Source organism: Paenibacillus sp. OAS669 (assembly GCF_014873645.1).
GTDB classification, from domain to species: domain Bacteria; phylum Bacillota; class Bacilli; order Paenibacillales; family NBRC-103111; genus Paenibacillus_S; species Paenibacillus_S vulneris.
The window spans coordinates 80,171-98,240 of the sequence record NZ_JADBDR010000011.1 but is presented as its reverse complement, the minus strand read 5'-3'; the positions used below and the strand labels follow the sequence as shown (position 1 = coordinate 98,240).

At 47.2% G+C, this 18,070-nt stretch carries 17 protein-coding genes and 1 pseudogene; 4 read left to right on the top strand and 14 right to left on the bottom strand.

Translation table 11 applies throughout. The features are described 5' to 3' along the window. Positions 1-52 precede the first annotated feature (52 nt). The 9 genes from GGC63_RS22570 to GGC63_RS22535 form a co-directional block, all read right to left on the bottom strand. A complete protein-coding gene (locus GGC63_RS22570) occupies positions 53-1,276 on the bottom strand; it encodes an STM4014 family protein (RefSeq protein ID WP_192704238.1) in 1,224 nt (407 codons plus the stop codon). A gap of 2 nt (positions 1,277-1,278) precedes the next feature. Further along, positions 1,279-2,124 (bottom strand): STM4015 family protein, encoded by an 846-nt coding sequence (locus GGC63_RS22565; RefSeq protein WP_079909530.1) that lies wholly within the window; start codon positions 2,122-2,124, stop codon positions 1,279-1,281. 167 nt (positions 2,125-2,291) lie between these two features. Then, positions 2,292-2,720 (bottom strand): class I SAM-dependent methyltransferase, encoded by a 429-nt coding sequence (locus tag GGC63_RS34595; protein ID WP_318781113.1) that lies wholly within the window; start codon positions 2,718-2,720, stop codon positions 2,292-2,294. Between the two features lie 7 nt (positions 2,721-2,727). Further along, positions 2,728-2,886, bottom strand: a complete 159-nt coding sequence (locus GGC63_RS34590; protein WP_225948419.1) for a hypothetical protein — start codon at positions 2,884-2,886, stop codon at positions 2,728-2,730. An 86-nt stretch (positions 2,887-2,972) separates the two neighbouring features. Continuing rightward, positions 2,973-4,553, bottom strand: a complete 1,581-nt coding sequence (locus tag GGC63_RS22555; protein ID WP_192704237.1) for a DUF5050 domain-containing protein — start codon at positions 4,551-4,553, stop codon at positions 2,973-2,975. Between the two features lie 91 nt (positions 4,554-4,644). Beyond that, positions 4,645-5,436 carry a GNAT family N-acetyltransferase gene (locus GGC63_RS22550; protein WP_192704236.1) on the bottom strand — a complete coding sequence of 264 codons (792 nt, stop codon included), beginning with the start codon at positions 5,434-5,436 and terminating at the stop codon, positions 4,645-4,647. A gap of 39 nt (positions 5,437-5,475) precedes the next feature. Beyond that, positions 5,476-6,540: a stalk domain-containing protein gene (locus GGC63_RS22545; protein WP_192704235.1), complete on the bottom strand. Its 1,065-nt coding sequence runs from the start codon at positions 6,538-6,540 to the stop codon at positions 5,476-5,478. A gap of 135 nt (positions 6,541-6,675) precedes the next feature. Beyond that, complete coding sequence (locus tag GGC63_RS22540) at positions 6,676-7,395, bottom strand: YebC/PmpR family DNA-binding transcriptional regulator (protein ID WP_079909525.1); 720 nt, start codon at positions 7,393-7,395, stop codon at positions 6,676-6,678. 150 nt (positions 7,396-7,545) lie between these two features. Beyond that, positions 7,546-8,136: a TetR/AcrR family transcriptional regulator gene (locus GGC63_RS22535; protein ID WP_192704234.1), complete on the bottom strand. Its 591-nt coding sequence runs from the start codon at positions 8,134-8,136 to the stop codon at positions 7,546-7,548. A gap of 268 nt (positions 8,137-8,404) precedes the next feature. On the opposite strand from GGC63_RS22535, the gene GGC63_RS22530 reads away from it, so the two are divergent. Beyond that, positions 8,405-9,172, top strand: coding sequence for an SDR family NAD(P)-dependent oxidoreductase (locus GGC63_RS22530; RefSeq protein WP_192704233.1), 768 nt, complete (start codon positions 8,405-8,407; stop codon positions 9,170-9,172). Positions 9,173-9,324: 152 nt separating this feature from the next. Here the strand turns inward: GGC63_RS22530 and GGC63_RS22525 are convergent, their stop codons facing one another. The 4 genes from GGC63_RS22525 to GGC63_RS22510 all read right to left on the bottom strand — a co-directional run bounded on the left by GGC63_RS22525 (position 9,325) and on the right by GGC63_RS22510 (position 13,971). Continuing rightward, a complete protein-coding gene (locus tag GGC63_RS22525; RefSeq protein WP_192704232.1) occupies positions 9,325-10,110 on the bottom strand; it encodes a class I SAM-dependent methyltransferase in 786 nt (261 codons plus the stop codon). 250 nt (positions 10,111-10,360) lie between these two features. Continuing rightward, a complete protein-coding gene (locus tag GGC63_RS22520) occupies positions 10,361-11,689 on the bottom strand; it encodes an ABC transporter substrate-binding protein (protein ID WP_192704231.1) in 1,329 nt (442 codons plus the stop codon). 286 nt (positions 11,690-11,975) lie between these two features. Beyond that, the gene (locus GGC63_RS22515; protein ID WP_412973884.1) at positions 11,976-13,367 is read right to left on the bottom strand and encodes a M23 family metallopeptidase; all 1,392 of its coding nucleotides are present in this window, start codon (positions 13,365-13,367) and stop codon (positions 11,976-11,978) included. Positions 13,368-13,401: 34 nt separating this feature from the next. Continuing rightward, positions 13,402-13,971, bottom strand: a complete 570-nt coding sequence (locus GGC63_RS22510) for a histidine phosphatase family protein (RefSeq protein WP_192704229.1) — start codon at positions 13,969-13,971, stop codon at positions 13,402-13,404. Positions 13,972-13,984: 13 nt separating this feature from the next. Between GGC63_RS22510 and GGC63_RS22505 the strand changes: the two are divergent. The 3 genes and pseudogenes from GGC63_RS22505 to GGC63_RS22495 form a co-directional block, all read left to right on the top strand. Then, positions 13,985-14,174: pseudogene (locus tag GGC63_RS22505) on the top strand (Hsp20/alpha crystallin family protein); the annotation flags it as partial. A gap of 208 nt (positions 14,175-14,382) precedes the next feature. After that, a complete protein-coding gene (locus tag GGC63_RS22500) occupies positions 14,383-15,126 on the top strand; it encodes a YheC/YheD family protein (RefSeq protein WP_192704228.1) in 744 nt (247 codons plus the stop codon). Between the two features lie 213 nt (positions 15,127-15,339). Further along, a complete protein-coding gene (locus tag GGC63_RS22495) occupies positions 15,340-16,599 on the top strand; it encodes a glycoside hydrolase family 18 protein (protein WP_192704227.1) in 1,260 nt (419 codons plus the stop codon). Between the two features lie 40 nt (positions 16,600-16,639). Here the strand turns inward: GGC63_RS22495 and GGC63_RS22490 are convergent, their stop codons facing one another. Further along, complete coding sequence (locus GGC63_RS22490) at positions 16,640-17,857, bottom strand: hypothetical protein (protein ID WP_192704226.1); 1,218 nt, start codon at positions 17,855-17,857, stop codon at positions 16,640-16,642. Positions 17,858-18,070: the final 213 nt, after the last annotated feature.

Below are 18,070 nucleotides of genomic sequence, written 5' to 3'. Positions count from 1 at the left end.
TTTCATTGTGTTAGTCTCGAAGCTGCGAGTTAGTGCTGTCTACTGGATAATCCTACCCTATCGGGCTTCGCAGAGACGTTTTTATCATTTCCCACTCGTAGGTGTCATGCCCTTCGTAGCGGCTATGGTATAGCAAATCTCCGAACGGATTGACATCCAGAATGTATGGCCGGAGGGCTCCGCTGCTCAATAATACGTCGATGCCTGCAACGCTGGAATGAGAAAAGGCCGCCAATGTCCGTTCCGCGCAATGACGAACGGTAGATTGAAGGTCGCGGGACAATTCTATCTCCGTAAAACTCTTGCGCTCGCTGTCCAGATGAAGATTCGTTATAGGGGTCCTGCTGACCCTGGCAATGCCGTGGCACGCTTCTCCCTTAACGACCAGCTGCCTGATATCGAAGGTGCAGTCGCGATAGGACGCTTTGGGAATCCACTGCTCGGTATGGGCGCCGTGCCCCAATAACCAGTTAACCATTTGAGGGATAGAGGAACCGTCTCTATTATTCGCCAGCTTTTTTACATTATAGAACACAGGAGGTCTCGATTGATAATTCTCTACTCGCAGCGTCGTCACCGCGGACTCCGCACCCGTAACCGGATTCACCTGATAAGCAATAACTCCGCACGCTCCGGAACCGGCAGCGAGCTTGATGAAGATTCGATAGATTCGTTCCTTGCTCATGAGCTCTCTTAACGTCTGATAGTCTGGAATCAATTCCGGCGATGCCAATCTTCGTGGAACCGGTAAGCCTGCCTCCGATAGCACCTGATAGGTATATCGCTTATCGAACATGGCCGCAATGTCCTGAGGGGCATTCATCCATTCGGACTCCAATCCTAGCTGCTTCGCTTCCCTGTCCAGACGGGATAACAGCCGGCAATAGCCGCGAAACCATTGCGATGGGTGATAGAGCTTCCCCTTGCTTTCCTTCAGATTGAGGGCTATTCTGGCGGACATAGGCTGAAAGGGCCGATCTCCAAACCTTATCCAGCGGTCATCCGAAGGATCCGCTTCCGCATCCGGGGCGCCAAGCGCAATCAGATCACGTTCCACCCCGAAATGCTCCCCCGGTGCGTCAAGTCTCAGCAGAGGGGGCTCCTCTGCTGACATCCTGTGCATTAAAACCGTCGAGGTCAAGGAGGCTCTTCCCTGAAGCAGATCTTGGTAGCTCAACAGAATGGCTGGAGGCAACCCCAGCTTGGCTCTTGCTGCCTGAAGCCCGGTTGTTCTTCGATTACCGGGGTTGCCAATCAGAATCATTTTCCGGCCCATTGCTACTCCGTCAAAGCCGGATAGCGATAATCATCTTCATCATCGGCAGCCTGCTGGTCGCTTGTATCTACGTTAAGCCCGCTCTGATTCCAGCGCTTCATCATCTCATCGGACATGTAGTGATAGTTAAGGTCAAGCAGCTTCAGCTTCTTAACCCTTTCGCTGTTAATTAGAGCCTCAGCTCCCTTATCTGTCAAAGTCCCCATCGAAAGGTCAAGCGTATGTAATTGATCCAGAATAGGGGCATCGGCCAACGCAATGGCAATTTCATCCTGGATTTCACTGTCTTTAAGCCCGAGATAAGTAAGCTCAGGGAATTTGCCCGGTTCAATGAGAGGGAGAACATCCTCCAGACTGCCGTCAAAACCGTAATTATCCACCCCGAGATAAAGCTCCAGTTTTTTCAGCTTTTTCAAGCTTCCTTCGCTGATGCTGGCAATAACATCCTTCCCGAGCCCGCCGCAAATGATAGTAAGCTCCTCCAGCTTCTCATGACGAGCCGGATTCAGCTCGAGTCCGGTGCTTCCTTTAATAGTGAGAGATTTGAGCTCCGGATAAGCTGTTAATAGAGGCGCAAGGTTGGACTGGTTGATCCAGGAAACCTCGCATTCTTCATAGCTCATGTCACCAATAAACAGCTTGGTGAGGCGCGGAAAGCGGTCCTTCAAACGGACGAGGGCCTCCACGACCTCGCTGGAATCATTCTCGTAGGCTCCGCCCCAATCTCCAATGATGAGGCTTTCCAGCTGCGAGGCCTCTTCTTTATTGGCAAGCTCTTCTATCAGCTCTACCATATTGACACCATTCTCGTACTGATCATAATCGACAACTAGTTTAAGTTCGGACATAAGGAACCTCCTGGTAATTTATACTAACCTTGTATCCATTATAAAAGCCGTTTACTAGAGTTTCAAATGTTCCACATATTAATTCACATCGCCAACGTAGATCCCTTGAGGAACCAAGCCTTCAGCTGTCTAACTCTCCCCGAGTAGTTAGCTGCTTCTCCAGAACATCATTTTCTAATAGTGCAAATAAAAAATGGATACTCGGGGTAGGCTTCGTACCGTTGCATACGGTCAAGCTGATGACCGGAATGGTCTATGTACTGCTCCAGGAATCCTTGAGCATTATTCTTTAGCCTGGACATAAACATCAATGCTCCATCCTGCTTCAACAGGTTTATGCAGGAATCCAGGCACTTATGAATATCACCGGATTCCCTGGCTGTAGAGCCGATTAACGTTACAAGATCAAACTGTCCATCAGATATGCTGGTCTCAAAAATACTCTCGCAGACGGCTCTAGAAGGATTCGGGTGACCTTCTCTCTTTTGGCGGTAAGCAAATAATTCACACAAGTCCGGGTCAATGTCGATACTCGTCAAGCCCCCTTTTCCATTTAGCCAGTAGCCTAGATAATCATCCCAATCTCCGGTGCCGATTCCTACATTACATACCTAAGAGACCAGCCTTAACCTCAAATGCTGTTCTAACGTAGTCCCGAGTCGCCAGTTCCGTATAGAGGCAAGCGGGAGAGCTGTTCCATTCCCCGGCTTCCGGGCTTCTCAGATTCAAATAATACTGAAACAGCCGATCATCCATGTTCATTCCTATCCCCTCCCGCACAGGTTTAAAACAACAAAAGCCGCCGTACTGGGATGCCGGCAGCCTCTCAAGATGTTTGTTATTTTGTGTTAGTCAATTTGTTTCACCGATTGATCTTTCGCTGATACGAATAAAATATGGTTGTCATAGGCAAACAGCCGCGTTATCGAATCGGTGACAGATAACTGCAGCTTTCCGGTTTTATCAAGTACCTTAAGCCCGTAATCTCCGCCTGCGGAAATTTTACAGATCAATTGATCGTTCATACGTTCGACGCTTTCCAGCGATTCCTCTACCAACAGGGTATCCGTTTGCGACGGTTCAGCTTTATACAGACGAGTTGATCCATTGGCATCTTGACTTATATAAAACAAATTGCCGTCAATTTCATCATACCAATTCCCTGCCGGGTTATGAGATACTTTCTGCTCCCCGGTTCCGTCCAGATTGGAGGAATACAAGAAATGATCCTCATCCTTCACATAATACAGCTTATTATGGATTATTTTAAAATGACTCACCGCTGCATTAACGATCTTATCCATTTCATTCGTTTTCAAGTTCAAGCGGTAGATCTGATTAAGCTGCCCCTTATTCAAGTCAACCGGATAAGAGGACGCCATAATATACGCGTTATCCCCGATCACAGTCGTCGAGCGGTTGCCCCCATAACCATCCGCAATATGCCATCCATAAATGAAATTCGGATTGCCAATGCTTTTGCCGTTGGCCGCGTCTTCTCCATCTGGCACCAGGATGAGATTATTTCCACTTGGTGGAACGGATAGATTGACGATCAGATTGCCGTATGAGGTGCTTTTGATATCGAAATATCCCCGATGTACCTGTTCGGCCGTTCCGTCCTCCTTCACTTTGCAGTAGACATCCGATCCCATTATCGCCCCGCCGTTATGATAGGAAAACCATAGACCGTCGTCCTTTATAAAAAAATCCAACTGCTTATTGAAGCCGTACGACGTACTTACTTCATACGAATACACCAATTGGGTCTTTGAGGTATCTTGTACTGGAGCTCTGTATATCTCGTTCGTAGTTCCCGTAGTTTTTACGAAATAATAATAATCTTTATACAAAGCAACATCATTATCCCCGGCATAATCCGGCAGCGGTACGGCAGCTACCTGCGTATTATCGGATCGGATCGAGAGTCCGGTGGATGCATTCCAATCATATTGCCATCCGAACTCGTCATGAGCGAATTTCCAGGTCAACGGGAAATAAATGATATCGTTATAGCTTAATAATGGATAGGGCTCCGTTGCATTGTTTATTTTTTTATTATTAATAGTTATATCGAAATCAGGTATGGTTGCCTTCATGCTCGTAGGGTTTTTACGGTTCGTCTGATAGGCCTCGTAAGAGGAAGCTACCTTGTCTTTGGCGATGCCTAGTCCTTCCTTCGTTGACCAGTCGGTTTTTAAACCTAGAAGCCGGGAGTCATACCAGGTCATTGGAACATAGGTGATGTCCTTATAAACCAATAGCGGATATTGGCGGTAGGGATTATCGACTTGATTACCGTTTAATTGAACGTTGAAGTCGGGCAAAGATACCCGAACACCGGTATCCGCCGCGAAGCTGTTCCAGGGAGCAGCTCCCGTACTTATGCATAAGGCCAAAAGACCGACCCATAGATATTTTTTCTTCATCGCTTGTAACCCATCTCCTCTCGATGTTCAACCCTTAAGCATTAGACGCCGAATCGTTTGCTTTGTTGCACCTCGGAACTTCATTCTGCAGTTATGTGTTCCCGTCGTAATAGAGATGCTCTAAGGTAACGACCCGCGAGAGACCTAAGGCTTCCGCCACCTTGATGGATGCCCTGTTGCTATCGAGAACCTGATATCTTGGGGTAAGCTTCCTCTCCAACAGCCGATTGACAGCTTCGGCAGCCACCCTTCTTGCATAACCCTTTCCACGTTGGTCATCACGGGTAAAGACAGCTCCGATCTCCCATACATTGTCATAGTTGTAATAGGTCAAGCACGTACTTACCGGTTCTCCCGCTGTATAGAGGGTGTAAGATCTGGCTCCACGCTGGAACATGGCCAGTAATTCCTGCCGGTCATATCCGTTATTCATCCATAGCGAAACCAGGCTTTCATTATAGCCGCTTTCTTCAATGTCCCCGGAGATCTCCATGTTGGGAACGGGAACCAACCGGGAATAGGTATAAAAAGACCGCACGAATGTTACCTTAAAATGTGCCTCGATACACTTGCGGTACTCCTCCTTCTGGCATTTAAATATCAAAGGCTTCCCAAGAGGCAGCCCGCCCAACAGCTCATCCATTAGTCCTTGCTCCGATCCGGCGATCATAATAATGGATTCCGCCTCCGGATAGCTTCTGCGATCATAGGTTGAGCAGGATACTGGCAAGCATAGGGTGAGCGCCCACTCCTCTCCCCGCTCCAACAGCCTGCATTGTATGGAATCTCTGTAAGCTTCCAGCATCTTAAGCATCGTGATATTCTCCAGAACATGGCCGCTTAAAAGTTGCACCACCCTCTGCAGCTTACTGGATCGTCCCATTCCCCCGTCAGCCCCTTTATCAGCTGAGTTTAAATAGCTCTATTTCATAGAGTCCAAATCGGATTGTGTGATATCGTACTCCCATCTTACAAACCGTGACGGCTTGTTAAGATATTGGGGCTCGCTTATTCCCTCCGTCCAATATGTTAAGGAGTCTCGAAGAATGATTTGCGCAGCATATTTCCCGGGAGCTACGAATCGGCCATCCAGATCCTTCAAATCCCAGACGGGAAGCTTGGCATCATACCACGCATAGACCGGTACCGTTCCCTCCAACGGAGCCAGCTTATGTTGAAACAAAGGCCGATCCCCGGCCGGTTCCACCTTGACGATTTGATATTCGATGTGGAGCGGCTCTATGCGGATCGGCTGTTTTCCTTGGTTTTTAAACTGCAGGCTATGCACCAGCCCTTTGCGTGCCGGATCCAGCCTCCCCATCCCGAACACCAGCCCTTCATCCATTAACAGCATCCCATCATGGTAGCCTGTAGTTGTCGTCATGGACCATGAATCGTTTACCCGTATCCGGTAGGACTGCATGTCGCCACGAACATGAATCGTTTGATTCAGCGGTACGATATCCCCCTCCTGAAAATCGTTAAAAAAGTCCATATCCGTTGAACCGATAATTTGGTCTTGCTGGTCCAGTATATCCAGCTGTATTTTTTTATTGGATAAATCTTTATTGACTCTTAAAAATCCACTCATTTTGAGATCTGTAAATCCCGTTTGATTATTCTTGCCTGCATATTGGATGCTCGGATGAGCCAAGCTTACGTAGCCCTCCGGATCCTGTGAGGTGAAGTCGGACTCCGACATCCCGGCGTAAATATCAATGATATTCTTCGTCCCATCGGCCGTTGGACGATATTGAACCGCTGCTCCCATAGCTTCCGCGAAGGCCCTTAAAGGGATGTAAGCTTTGTTATTGTAGTTGATTACGGGGTCCTCGTTCTCGTGGATTTCCTTGACGGAGCCGTTCAGGAGAATGTGTACTTTGCTGGGGAAAAGCATGGCCTGAATCGTATCCGAAGCAGCTGCCGCCGTACATAACGACAATCCTATGCCTGCACATAATCCGGTGAAAAAAGAAAGTCTGCCCATTGAAACCGCTCCTTTCATGCGTTCTGAAGCATGCCGTTTCCATAGGTATAGACGCGGGGTAAAGGCTGTTGGTTTCTATGTATTCCCAAAAATAACAAAAACCCGCTAATAAGCGGGTTAAGTCTATGTTACAAGTTAGTCTGCCAATTCCACATTATGGTACACTTGCTGAACATCATCCAAGTCTTCCAGGGCATCGATCATTTTTTCAAATTGAGCTTGTCCCTCTTCCGGCAGGGTGACGAAATTTTGTGCAAGCATAGTGACTTCAGCAACGGTAAATTCCTGGATGCCGGCATTTTTGAAGGCTTCCTGTACGGCATGGAATTGATCCGGCTCAGCATAGACGATCACGTTCTCGTCCTCTTCGATGACATCACGAACATCGACATCGGCTTCAAGCATGATTTCGATGACTTCGTCTACAGTTTTCTCAGCAACGCCAATAATAGCCGTAGAGTCGAACATATACGCAACGGAGCCGCTTACGCCCATGTTGCCGCCGTTCTTGCTGAAAGCGGCGCGCACGCTGGAGGCGGTACGGTTAACGTTATTGGTCAATGCGTCAACGATGACCATCGAGCCGTTCGGTCCGAACCCTTCATAGCGAAGCTCTTCATAGGTTTCTTCAGAGCTTCCTTTAGCCTTATCTATCGCGCGGTCAATGATGGATTTGGGTACATTGTACGTCTTAGCCCGTTCAAGAACGACTTTCAACGCTCTATTAGATTCCGGATCCGGCTCGCCTTTTCTCGCAGCTACATAAATTTCGATACCGAACTTCGCATAAATCCGACTCGTGTTGCCGTCCTTCGATGCTTTTTTCTCTTTAATATTATTCCACTTGCGGCCCATACTGTTCCCACTTTCTTAATTTATTCAATAACATTATAACCGATTTTGTTATAGATTTGGACTTGTTTGATGATTATTCAAAAAATTGAAGCTGAATTTGTTATATAAACTGACATAGACGGCTGCTGTTCCCTGGTTTCCTATGTATTGCTAGAGCTTGAATTCAATATAGTCCATTCTCATATTCACCTGCAAGAGCAGCTGTTCGGCCATATATTCCGCAGAATATTTGAAATTGGTTTCGGCCCAATACATAATAACGCCTATCGTAGCCGCCATACGGTAGCTGAGCATGATTTCATAATCGATAGGAGTATCGCTTTCCTCCATTTCGATATGCATGTCTTTTCGCATCGACTCACGCAATAAATCATAGAGCTCCAGGACCATCGCCCTGTCTACAGTTAATAGCGCCTTAAACTCATCCTTATGTTGTTCAATATGCTCGAACAGCTGCAAAGCGGAAGGCATAATTTGTGTCGCATCCACACGTTTGAGCCCCTTATAAGGCTCCAGCAGCGCTTCTGACATGCCTTGCAGAAACTCATCATGAATAGCCTGGAGCAGCTCCTCCTTCCCAATAAAATGGTTATAAAAGGTGCCGCGGTTATAGTCCGCCTGGTTCGCAATATCGAGAATCGTAACGGATTCATAGCCTTTGTCTAATATCAGCTTCACAAATGCAGATTTGATAGCTTGGCGAGTTCTCTTCGCCCTTCGGTCGATCTGAACCTCTGTCACTAAGCACTCACCCCATGAATGTAATGCTCTTATTATAACCATTTTGCGATGCTCATGAAATTCGAATGTAATGGCTGCCGGACATTCAACACCGGGATAAGACTCTGTAGAAAATCTATGAGTTTTTGAACAACGTCTACTCCCTATGTTCATTACATGACACGCCGCCGGGGATTGATTATTGTAGGCTTGGCCGGATGAGAGGTAAGCTTAAGAGGAAGTCAGTTAACAAAATTCTATTCATTCTATATACAGGGAGCGATCATATATGAGCACAACACAAGTGAAAACGGCTGTCATCACCGGTGCCGCCGGCGGTATCGGAAAAGAGCTGGCCCGCCGGTTAGCAGAACGCAAGCTGAACCTAGTTCTCGTCGATTTAAAAGAAGAGGCCCTGCGTGACGTGATTCAGGAGCTGGGCTTGAATGAATCCAATTCGCTTGCCGTAGCGGCTGACGTATCTAAAGAAGAAGACGTGCAAAACTACGTGAACAAAGCGGTTGAGAAATTCGGTGCCATCAATTATTTTGCCAATAATGCCGGTATTGAGGGGCCAGCAGGACTGATTGAGGAGCAAAGCGTCAAAGCGCTCGATCTTGTATATAACGTCAATGTGAGAGGCGTATTCTTGGGCCTGCACTATGTGATTCCGGTAATGAAAAAACAGAAGTCCGGCGCTATCCTCAACACCTCTTCGCTTGCCGGTCTCATGGGAGCACCCGGAATGTCCCCATATATCATGTCCAAGCACGCGGTTATCGGACTTACCCGTGTTGCGGCGAATGAGCTGGCCTCATTCGGTATCCGGGTCAACGCCGTTCTTCCAGGAACGATTAATACCCGGATGATGCGTCAAATCGAAGCAAATTCCGGTCATGCGGAAGATTATAAAGCGGCGAATGAGGCAGCCACTCCACTGGGACGATACGGTGAACCACAGGAAGTAGCTGCTGTCATGAACTTCCTGCTGTCGGAGGAAGCTTCCTTCGTGACCGGTTCACTGTACACCGTTGACGGCGGTATGATAGGACAATAAGCAGACGTTCCCTCTACCGACCGAAATTTCATTTCTTAGTATACCCTGGTTAAAATTTAAACCGATGCTTGCCATAAGGAGCTGCTGCAAGGCTCCCGCAAGCATCGGTTTTTTCTATGATTTTGGCCTCGGAGGTTGACTCCATCTGCGGATTATCTCTTGCGCATTAATAATAGCTCATGCAGGTAGCATTTCCGTATTTCACCGTCAAATCCTTCATCCATGAGCCGACCGATGCATTGGAACAATCCTTGCCGCTCTTTCTCACCCATCATTCGATGATCCGAATAAGTGGATAGCAGATCCAGATACTGCTGCCGGTTATATACTTCCTCCTTGACATAAGTTCGTCTGACAGACGGATCGAACCATTCATTCGATTCTGCCCCGTAGGATTCAGGTTGGAGTTCTTCGATCCGGGGAAGGGTGAACTTGTTTGCCTTGTTTGTCTTGAACTGCTCATAACACAGCTGTACTTGTTCAAAAAAAGCCTGATCCCCTCCCGCTACATGATGATACCGAATGATGGCCAGATGACCGCCCGGGCGCAGCAGAGAGGCAATCTTTTTAAACCGAACCTCAGGATCAAGCCAATGAAAGGCTGTCGCTACGACTACAAGATCATAGGTAGCTTCAGAAGGTGCTTCCCATTCTTCAAAGGCTCCGACCTGGATCTCCACACCTCTGAACTTAGCCAGCTTACACCGCGCTACCAGCGCCAGCTCCTCCCCCAGCTCGACTGCAGTCACCCTGCAGCCCCGTTGAGCCAAATGAAGGGTAGCTTTGCCCGTACCGGCGGCGATTTCGAGCACATCAGACCCGGAGTGGCATCCGGATAGCCTAAACAGCTCTTCAAACAGCTCGTCCGGATAATCATTTCGTGCACGATCATAGAGCTCCGCTACCTCGTTAAAGGTCTTTTTCAATTCTTCGGCCATCACACACTCTCCTTTTTTAAAAAACCTTATGTTGAACACTGAGGAGGGTTGATAAAACAATTGTTAACATAATATTTATTATGTTATCTATTTCATGTGATATTCTACCAACTGGAAAATGTAAGTCAGGGAGCTTGTATAGAATACCATTTATTGTGTAGATTGACAGCTCCTTTTTTTATTCTCTCTGAATGATAAAGAGCCCCGATTTTCGGAGCTCCGAATCCTATCTAACTACCGGATTTTCCAATCACTTTTCCATCTTTATCTTCGATTGAACCAGATTGTTCATCTGTTCATCCGCTACTCGCAGAGCCGTGTTGATATCCGCCTCTTTCTTTAAAACGCTTTCATAAGCGTCAATAACGATTTTATTCGTATCACTGCCGGTATACACCGGAGGTTTATTGACGGATGGTTTCAATCTAGGGATACTGCTGAGGTTATAGGTTTTGCCCGCAAATTCCGGAATGCCTTTGCCGAACTCTTGTTTAACTTGCTCATTGGCCAGCACGGACATCTTCCCGTTCCTAGCCATATTGAGCTGCACTTCGTCCGATAAGATGGTTTCTATGACAAGGAAGGCGGCATCCTTGTTTTTACTGCTTGACGTGATAGAGAAATTCGGCGTATCCACTCCGGTACTGTAACCCATCTTGTCTTTATGCTGCGGATACGTTACTACATCCCAGTTCACATCTGGAGCTTTGCGAAGCGCATTTAACGTACTGCTGTAACCTGCAATCATAGCAAGCTCACCCTTAAGAAAGGCAGCCTGGTTATTTCCAAAGTTGATCGTATTGAACGGTTCGTCCGAGTTACCCGGATAATTGTAAATATAATTCCACAGCTCGAAGGCCTTCTTCCAAGGCTCCGTCGCCATGATCGATTTATTATCCTTGTCCATTTGATACAGGTTGATTTGAGCGGCCATACGAGCCACTCCATCGGGGAAGAAGCCGCGGTATTGGATGCCGTCAAAATTCCTGGTTATTTTTTTACCCAAATCGCCGACCTCTTCCCAGGTCATTCCGTCTTTAGGGTAAGGTACGCCGAATTTGTCAAACAGCGTTTTATTATAAAACAGCGCGAATGCATTATTGTAAGCAGGCAGTCCGCCTAGAAAATCGCTCCTTCCATTCACTTTGATATAGTCCAAAAATTCAGGGATAATCCGGTTCAAGTCGAGGTTGTACTTCTTGATGAGAGGGTCCATATTGTACAGGAGGTTCAGATCTTTAAGCTGAGGGAGTGTGCTTCCATAACCCATTACAATATCGGGGATATCTCCCGCTGTAATCAGTTCGTTCAATCCGAAGCCCTTTTCTGAAGTGTTGATATACTGCACCGTAATGTTTGGGTACTTCTTGGCTAAAGGGTCCATTATATAAAGCTTTAACTCCTCATCCGTGAACAACCCCCTGCTTCCCGCCAGCTTAACGGTAACAGGATCTGAACTAATTTTCGGCGGTGCGGTGCTGTCCTCAGTCACTTTGGTTCCTCCGCCAGTACATCCAGATGCAATAAGCGCAGCGGCAGCCAACATCATACCAGATCGTTTCCATACATATCCTCTCATTGGTTTAGACCTCCCTGTATTGATAAATAAATAGGAACTGCTTAGTACTTATTCTACACAGCATGAAAAAACGCCACTATGGAGAAACCCCATCTTCATATGGAGAAAAGAAGGAAAGTATAGCGCTTTCATTTTTTATTAATATCATTTATTATTAATATCATTAACTATATATCGCTGATGTGAAAGAATAATCTATGAATCTACGAGCCGCCGAGGGGTCCTCAAACGAAAAACAGGCTGCCTTCCAGCAGCCCGCCTTCGCCACGATTATTAATGAGATTAATTATTTTTTTTGATTGCCTGTCCATTGAAATGGCATTGTGTCAAAGAACAAATTCGGGTTGACCGGAACATTATGTGCCCAGAATGTAAAATGCAGATGCGGTCCCGTAGAGAAGCCTGTCGATCCGACAAGCCCTATAATATCGCCCTTCTTCACCTTGTCTCCCGTCTTGACCCGCAATTCCGACATATGAGCATATTGGGAAAACAAGCCCATTCCATGGTCAATATAGATAGAGTTCCCCGTCAAATAGAGATTGTCCGCCAAAGCCACAACGCCATCATTGGTCGCTTTAATGGGAGTCCCCTGCTTGGCGGCCAGATCGAGCGCCAAATGCGAGCCGCTCAGCTTCCCGTTTACATAGCGGGTGTGGCCGTAAGGTGTCGTAAGCACCCCCTCGACCGGTTTCAGGAAAGCGGAATCGAATAAAAATTCAGGCTGCGAACGGCTTCTTGCCGCATCAATTTTGACTTGGTCTGCTTCGATTCGTTTGGTATCCTGCCTCATGCTTTCCAGCTGTTCTGAGACCTGAAGATACTGCTTGGGGAAATTTTGGCTAGTGACCTTCAAGATTTGATCTCCAATAGGATAATCTCCAGGCTTCATATTGGCTGGAATCGGTAAATAGGTGAAATAACCTGCGCCAAATGGCTCCAATGAATAAGTCTTGCCCTGCCATTCCAGCTTATCCGGTTTACTGTGGCGAACAAGCACAGCGTCTCCCTGATTGACGGTTTCAGGCAGCAGCAGCCATTCCGACTGAAAAGCGAGCTTGGCTTGATCCAGGGAGGCATACAGCCGGGATTCCTTGTTACGCTGCTCAAGCAGAAGCTTTTCTTGGGTCAGAGCTTCCTTAACAGCTCCCGTAACTTCCGAATGCCAGCTGACACCGCCATCCGTTGTGAGCAGCAGCTTGCTCCCCGCCTCCCCGGTATCATTAACAAGCGCCCATCCTACCCGATCCGTCATGAACTGGAGCTGCTTTACAGGGTATTCTTTAGTCTCAACCATGATAGTTGACAGAACCTTAGGCTCCTTCAGGAAGCGGAACTCCCCATTCTCCGAACCTTCGGTCGAAACGGAGGCCGGTACAGCCGTCATCTCTGACAAGGTCCAGGATTCGCCCCCATTGGTCGTTTCCATTACGTGATCTTCATACCTTATCCACCCGTGAAACAGGTCCGTCATGGCAAATTCAATCGGCAGCTTCACCTTCGGAGGCTGTGGAGCCGTCTGCTCTTGCGGACGAAGCGGGAGTACCCAACGCTCCCCGTCCCATAAGGAATACACCGTTGCTCCGGCCGCCGATAAGGCAAACAAGCCCAGCAGAAGCAGCCTATACTTTATTTTCCTTGCTTTATGAGCCGCGGTTCGACTAGTATGCTTTTGCACCACCATTTCCCCCTTTCTACTCTGTGGTGGTCTCTCACGCCCAAAGCCTTTCTACGTTCTCCAATTTATTTCCATCAAAGGTTAGCTTATAGATATCCGGCTTCGACATCTGCTCCCAAAATTCGAATCCGTAGGCTTCGTTATAGTAATTCATTATGATCGTCATAATGTTTCCGTGGGTCCCCAGGACTATGTTGTTTCCCTTCTGCTCCTCCAGCAGCTTCTCAATGACTGGAATCGCTCTTTGCTGTGCCTGACGGGTTGACTCCCCGCCTTCGAGTGCGTAATCCTTGTCTTCGAAGGATCGGCGGATAGCCTCCAGCAATACGTCCCATGGCGCCTTTGTATCCAACCCTTTGATGGGCCGTTCGATCAGCTCGTCATATTCGATGACTGGGATGTTTGCTTGCTCTGCCAATGGCTGAACGGTTTGTATAGCCCTGGTATACGAGCTGGACGCAATATAATGGACCTCAATAGTTGAAAAAATACTTGCAACCCTTCGAGCCGCTGCCATGCCTTCCTCCGAAAGGCCGCGACTCTTTTCTTTACCGAATTCAAATGGGGATTCCGCATGCCTTACCATATACAAATTCGTTCTCATGCTACCTCCTGCAAACAGGGTATCCGAATCGAAAGAGCAAAATATGCATAGACAGGAGCGTTATGTCGGCCGTTTTCATCACTCAATCGGGCTTGCCGGCTCCGGTTTCTTCCGATGATGTTAAAGCGACCTACAAGAATGGCGTTCTGGAAGTACGCATGCAATTTCGAAACCGGTATTTAAGAAAGACCAAGTTGATCTGAAGATTTGGTCTTTTTTTGTCCTTTTTCGTTCCGGATTGAATACTTACTTCTCCCCTAGCCGTGGAATTTCCTGCCAAGTTGAAGTTTATTCTCTTATTCTTCCAGTTTGGAACCGTTTTCCCGGGCATTTGCGGAAAAATCGTCGGCCTCTTCCCTGTATTCACCCGAAAGCATATAGTACATCAGCGATGATGTAGGAGGCCTCAGAATGGGATACAGGAACAAAGTAAAATTCAAATGGGGGAAGCTGGGAAAATATCGTTTTATGAAAAAATACAGCTCTATCCGTCCCTACTTGCCTGATACAAGGCTTGCAACGAAAGCGAATATCGGCTCTATGCTGGAGAAATACGGTACGGTTTATTTAAAGCCCGATGAAGGCGCCTCCGGCTATGGAATCTATAAGCTGACCAAAAAAGGAGATCAATACATTTTGCGGAGCGGTACAACGACAAGATATTATCATTCTCTTGATGCGGCATACCGTCCCCATCACCAATGGTTCACCCGTTACAGATATGTCGCACAGCAAGGAATCCGGCTCCTACAACATAACAAGAGGGCCTTCGATCTTAGGATTATGGTACAAAAGAACAAAGATAAGCAATTCGAGGTTACCGGAATTATTGGCCGCTTGGCCAAACAAGGGAAAATTGTTACTAACTTTCATAGCGGCGGGACACCCCTGCCTGTCGAGAACCTGCTCTCCTCCCACCTAACGGGAGACGAGCAAGCCTCCTTTATTCAAACCATGGAGCAAATCGGCAAGGAAGCAAGCGTTGTGCTTGGACATAGCTACCGCAGCAATAAAGCGTTCGGAGTCGATATTGCCATTGACAACGACATGAAACCCTGGATTCTCGAGGTGAATACAAGACCGGATACAAAGATATTCCGAGCCTTGAAGGATAAAACGATGTACCGGCGAATCATGCAGTATGCCAAATATTAATCCTTCAGCATCAGCCCAATGTCTCTGTTTAGAGCATTGGGCTGATTTTTGCTGCATCCGCGTTTACGACTGTCTGGAAACGGTCAAGCCATGGCAAATGATACGAATGGAGTATGCCAGGCATTCACTTTTTTTGGAAGCATGGTATAAATAATTAATACAGTACGGGAATAGACTAAAGCATTACTTCACTAAGCGAAGGAGGCACCAGCCTTGTTCATCTATACCGTACAGCCGGGTGATTCATTGTATAGGATCAGCATAAAGTACGAAATTGACTTGGATCGGATTCGACTGGCGAACGGACTCTCCCAAACCAATATCGTTCCGGGGCAGGCTCTCCTGATCCCTCTCAACGTATATACGGTGCAGCCGGGAGATAGCATGTATTCTATCGCCAGAATGGCTTACGTCCCTTTCCAATCCTTGATCAATGCCAATCCTTCTGTCAATCCCAACGAATTGATGCCAGGTATGAAAATAACCATTCCCGACATATCCAATTACTATATTACTGCATTAGGTTATTATGCCCTTCGTTCCCCAGCCTTGGACCAGGCATTAATCAATGATTTTGCTCCGTATGCTACGTTCATCTCCCTATTTGAATATCACTTTTCATCGGACGGCTCTTTAAACTTTTTAGATGATTCAACGGCTATTCAAACAGCTTGGAGCCGAAGGGTTAACCCGCTGGCTACCATCACGAATTTGACCGAAACGGGGTTCAGTACCGAACTCACACATCAGGTATTAAATAATCCGACAGCCAGAAGCAATCTGATTAACAATATTTATTCGATTGTAACAACGAGAGGCTACGCAGGGGTCAATATTGATTTTGAAAGAGTTGCCGCGGAGGATAGAGATTTATTCTCCGGATTTCTTCGGCTTCTTAAGGAGCGGCTGCAACCAGAAGGGTATTGGATGACAATAGCGGTTCCTGCCAAAACAAGCGACGATATCCCTTGGCTGCTGGGCTACGATTATGGTGCCATCGGTTCGGTAGTCGATTTAATGTTTATTATGACGTATGACTGGCACCATGCAGCCAGCGAACCCGGTCCTGTAGCCCCTATCGATGAGATACGAAGAACTATAACGTATTCGCTCCAATATGTAAGAAGAGATAAGCTGCTAATCGGCGTCCCCTTCTATGGATACAACTGGGAAGTCCCCTATCAGCCCGGCTCTATAGCCCAGGCTCTGTCTAACCAGTCAGCCGTCGAATTGGCCATGCGCTTCCAAGTTCCTATACAATATTCTACTACATACCAGGCCCCTTATTTCGAATATGTCGATGAGAACGGTCAGCAGCATGTCGTATGGTTTGAAGATGCGAGAAGCGTCAGCATGAAAATGCTGTTAATCCGTGAGTATACGCTTCAAGGGGTGGGTGCATGGCAGCTCACCTTAGGCTTTCCGGAAGGTCCTTGGCTCTTAACCAACTTTTTCAGAGTCAAGAGGGTATGATTTTGTAAGCTGAAGGGGTTCCTCGAGCGTATACCGTAGTTTAACGGCGGGAACGTTTTTTGAGTTTCGTGTTATCTTTCTTTTGACTTTCAGGCTTCTTCTTGTCAACGAGGCTGATATTGGTCATACGCCATGGAGACTGCGCTGTATCCCGGCTGAAGGAAAAGCTGAATGTTCTTCCTTGCTTCTGTAGTCCTTTCCTTTCCATAGTGACCGATAATTGAAGATCCGCTTTCAGGGCGGAAGGATCAGGTTCGATTTCCGGCTTTGCCGGATTTCTTTTTTTCTTTGGCTGTTCTTTATGGACTTGAATGGACAACAAATTTTGCATTTCAGGAAGAACTTTATCCATGCTCTCTTTCGGTACTCCTTCCAAGACCCTTTGGATAATTCCCGCATCCTGATGATCTAACCCTTCGATAAAGCTTTCTGCAAGGATTCGGGGAGAAGCGGCAGCCAAAAAAGTATTCAACTCGCCTGCAGACTTATAGACCATCAATTGATGAGCCAGATCCGGGTGGTGCGATTTATGGGTCGTGCTGTCCAGAAAATGAACGCAGAAATGTCCTGAGAAATCATTATCGGGAATCCCATCCCCGCCGTGAGGCATTCCATTCATGGAAGCGGCTATCCATTCCTTGCCGGAATGGACCCATATCGCTTTGCGCTTCCAGCTCCAGCCGGAATGATATATTTGTTTCATTATGCTGGTATCCTTCTTGCTTATCGGCTGAACATCCGCGTGAGCGCTCCCGGCCCTGCGTTGTACTCGAAATGTCAACCCGGTTTCCACGTCCGTAATGGAAAATATGCTCTTTCTGGGAAATATCCGCTGGGCTTCCTTCCAGGAAACAAGCTTGCCATAGTGCTGTCCTCTAAGCTGCATCGCATATTGCTTCAAGGTCTCTGCCGCTTTATTCGGGAGGACCAGGTGTTTTGAACGTTCCTCGTCCCACAGTGCTCCTGATGCTTCCAACCGGAAATGGCGTTCTGGCTGGGTACGGACTACCACATACATATCTGTGAGTCCCGCAGGTGAAGGACCTTCTTCATAGCGCCCCTTTTTAAACGCTTGGGCTATCCCTTCATTGCGGATATCAAGTCTGCTCTCTATTTCAGCGTCTGGTGCCGTTCGCACGATAAGGCTGATAACCGGATCAGCTTGTTTTTTTTTGAAAAAAGCCATGGAGGGATGCCCACATAGCAAGGAAATCATCATTAAAGGAAGAAGTGCCAGGATCAAACGTTTATACAGCATGGAACCAATACCCCCATTTGAGAAGCCTAACATTGATATGTTTATCATTTTCAACAAAGGGCCGGGATATGTATTCCAATGATGCAGGCTTGAACTCTGTCTGCTGCACATTGCCCAGGAGAATCAAACAAAGTGTCATGATGGAATTTATTGGTGCATAGAATATAGCGAGGACCTCCTCCTTGCAGTCAACGGGAACAGTCAAAAAATAGA

Coding starts and splice junctions, on each gene's coding strand:
- GGC63_RS22500 (WP_192704228.1), top strand. CDS start 14,383: ATGGGATACAGGAACAAAGTAAAATTCAAATGGGGGAAGCTGGGAAAA.
- GGC63_RS22545 (WP_192704235.1), bottom strand. CDS start 6,540: ATGGGCAGACTTTCTTTTTTCACCGGATTATGTGCAGGCATAGGATTG.
- GGC63_RS22550 (WP_192704236.1), bottom strand. CDS start 5,436: ATGGGACGATCCAGTAAGCTGCAGAGGGTGGTGCAACTTTTAAGCGGC.
- GGC63_RS22530 (WP_192704233.1), top strand. CDS start 8,405: ATGAGCACAACACAAGTGAAAACGGCTGTCATCACCGGTGCCGCCGGC.
- GGC63_RS22510 (WP_192704229.1), bottom strand. CDS start 13,971: ATGAGAACGAATTTGTATATGGTAAGGCATGCGGAATCCCCATTTGAA.
- GGC63_RS22565 (WP_079909530.1), bottom strand. CDS start 2,124: ATGTCCGAACTTAAACTAGTTGTCGATTATGATCAGTACGAGAATGGT.
- GGC63_RS22540 (WP_079909525.1), bottom strand. CDS start 7,395: ATGGGCCGCAAGTGGAATAATATTAAAGAGAAAAAAGCATCGAAGGAC.
- GGC63_RS22490 (WP_192704226.1), bottom strand. CDS start 17,857: ATGCTGTATAAACGTTTGATCCTGGCACTTCTTCCTTTAATGATGATT.
- GGC63_RS22555 (WP_192704237.1), bottom strand. CDS start 4,553: ATGAAGAAAAAATATCTATGGGTCGGTCTTTTGGCCTTATGCATAAGT.
- GGC63_RS34590 (WP_225948419.1), bottom strand. CDS start 2,886: ATGAACATGGATGATCGGCTGTTTCAGTATTATTTGAATCTGAGAAGC.
- GGC63_RS22520 (WP_192704231.1), bottom strand. CDS start 11,689: ATGAGAGGATATGTATGGAAACGATCTGGTATGATGTTGGCTGCCGCT.
- GGC63_RS22525 (WP_192704232.1), bottom strand. CDS start 10,110: ATGGCCGAAGAATTGAAAAAGACCTTTAACGAGGTAGCGGAGCTCTAT.
- GGC63_RS22570 (WP_192704238.1), bottom strand. CDS start 1,276: ATGGGCCGGAAAATGATTCTGATTGGCAACCCCGGTAATCGAAGAACA.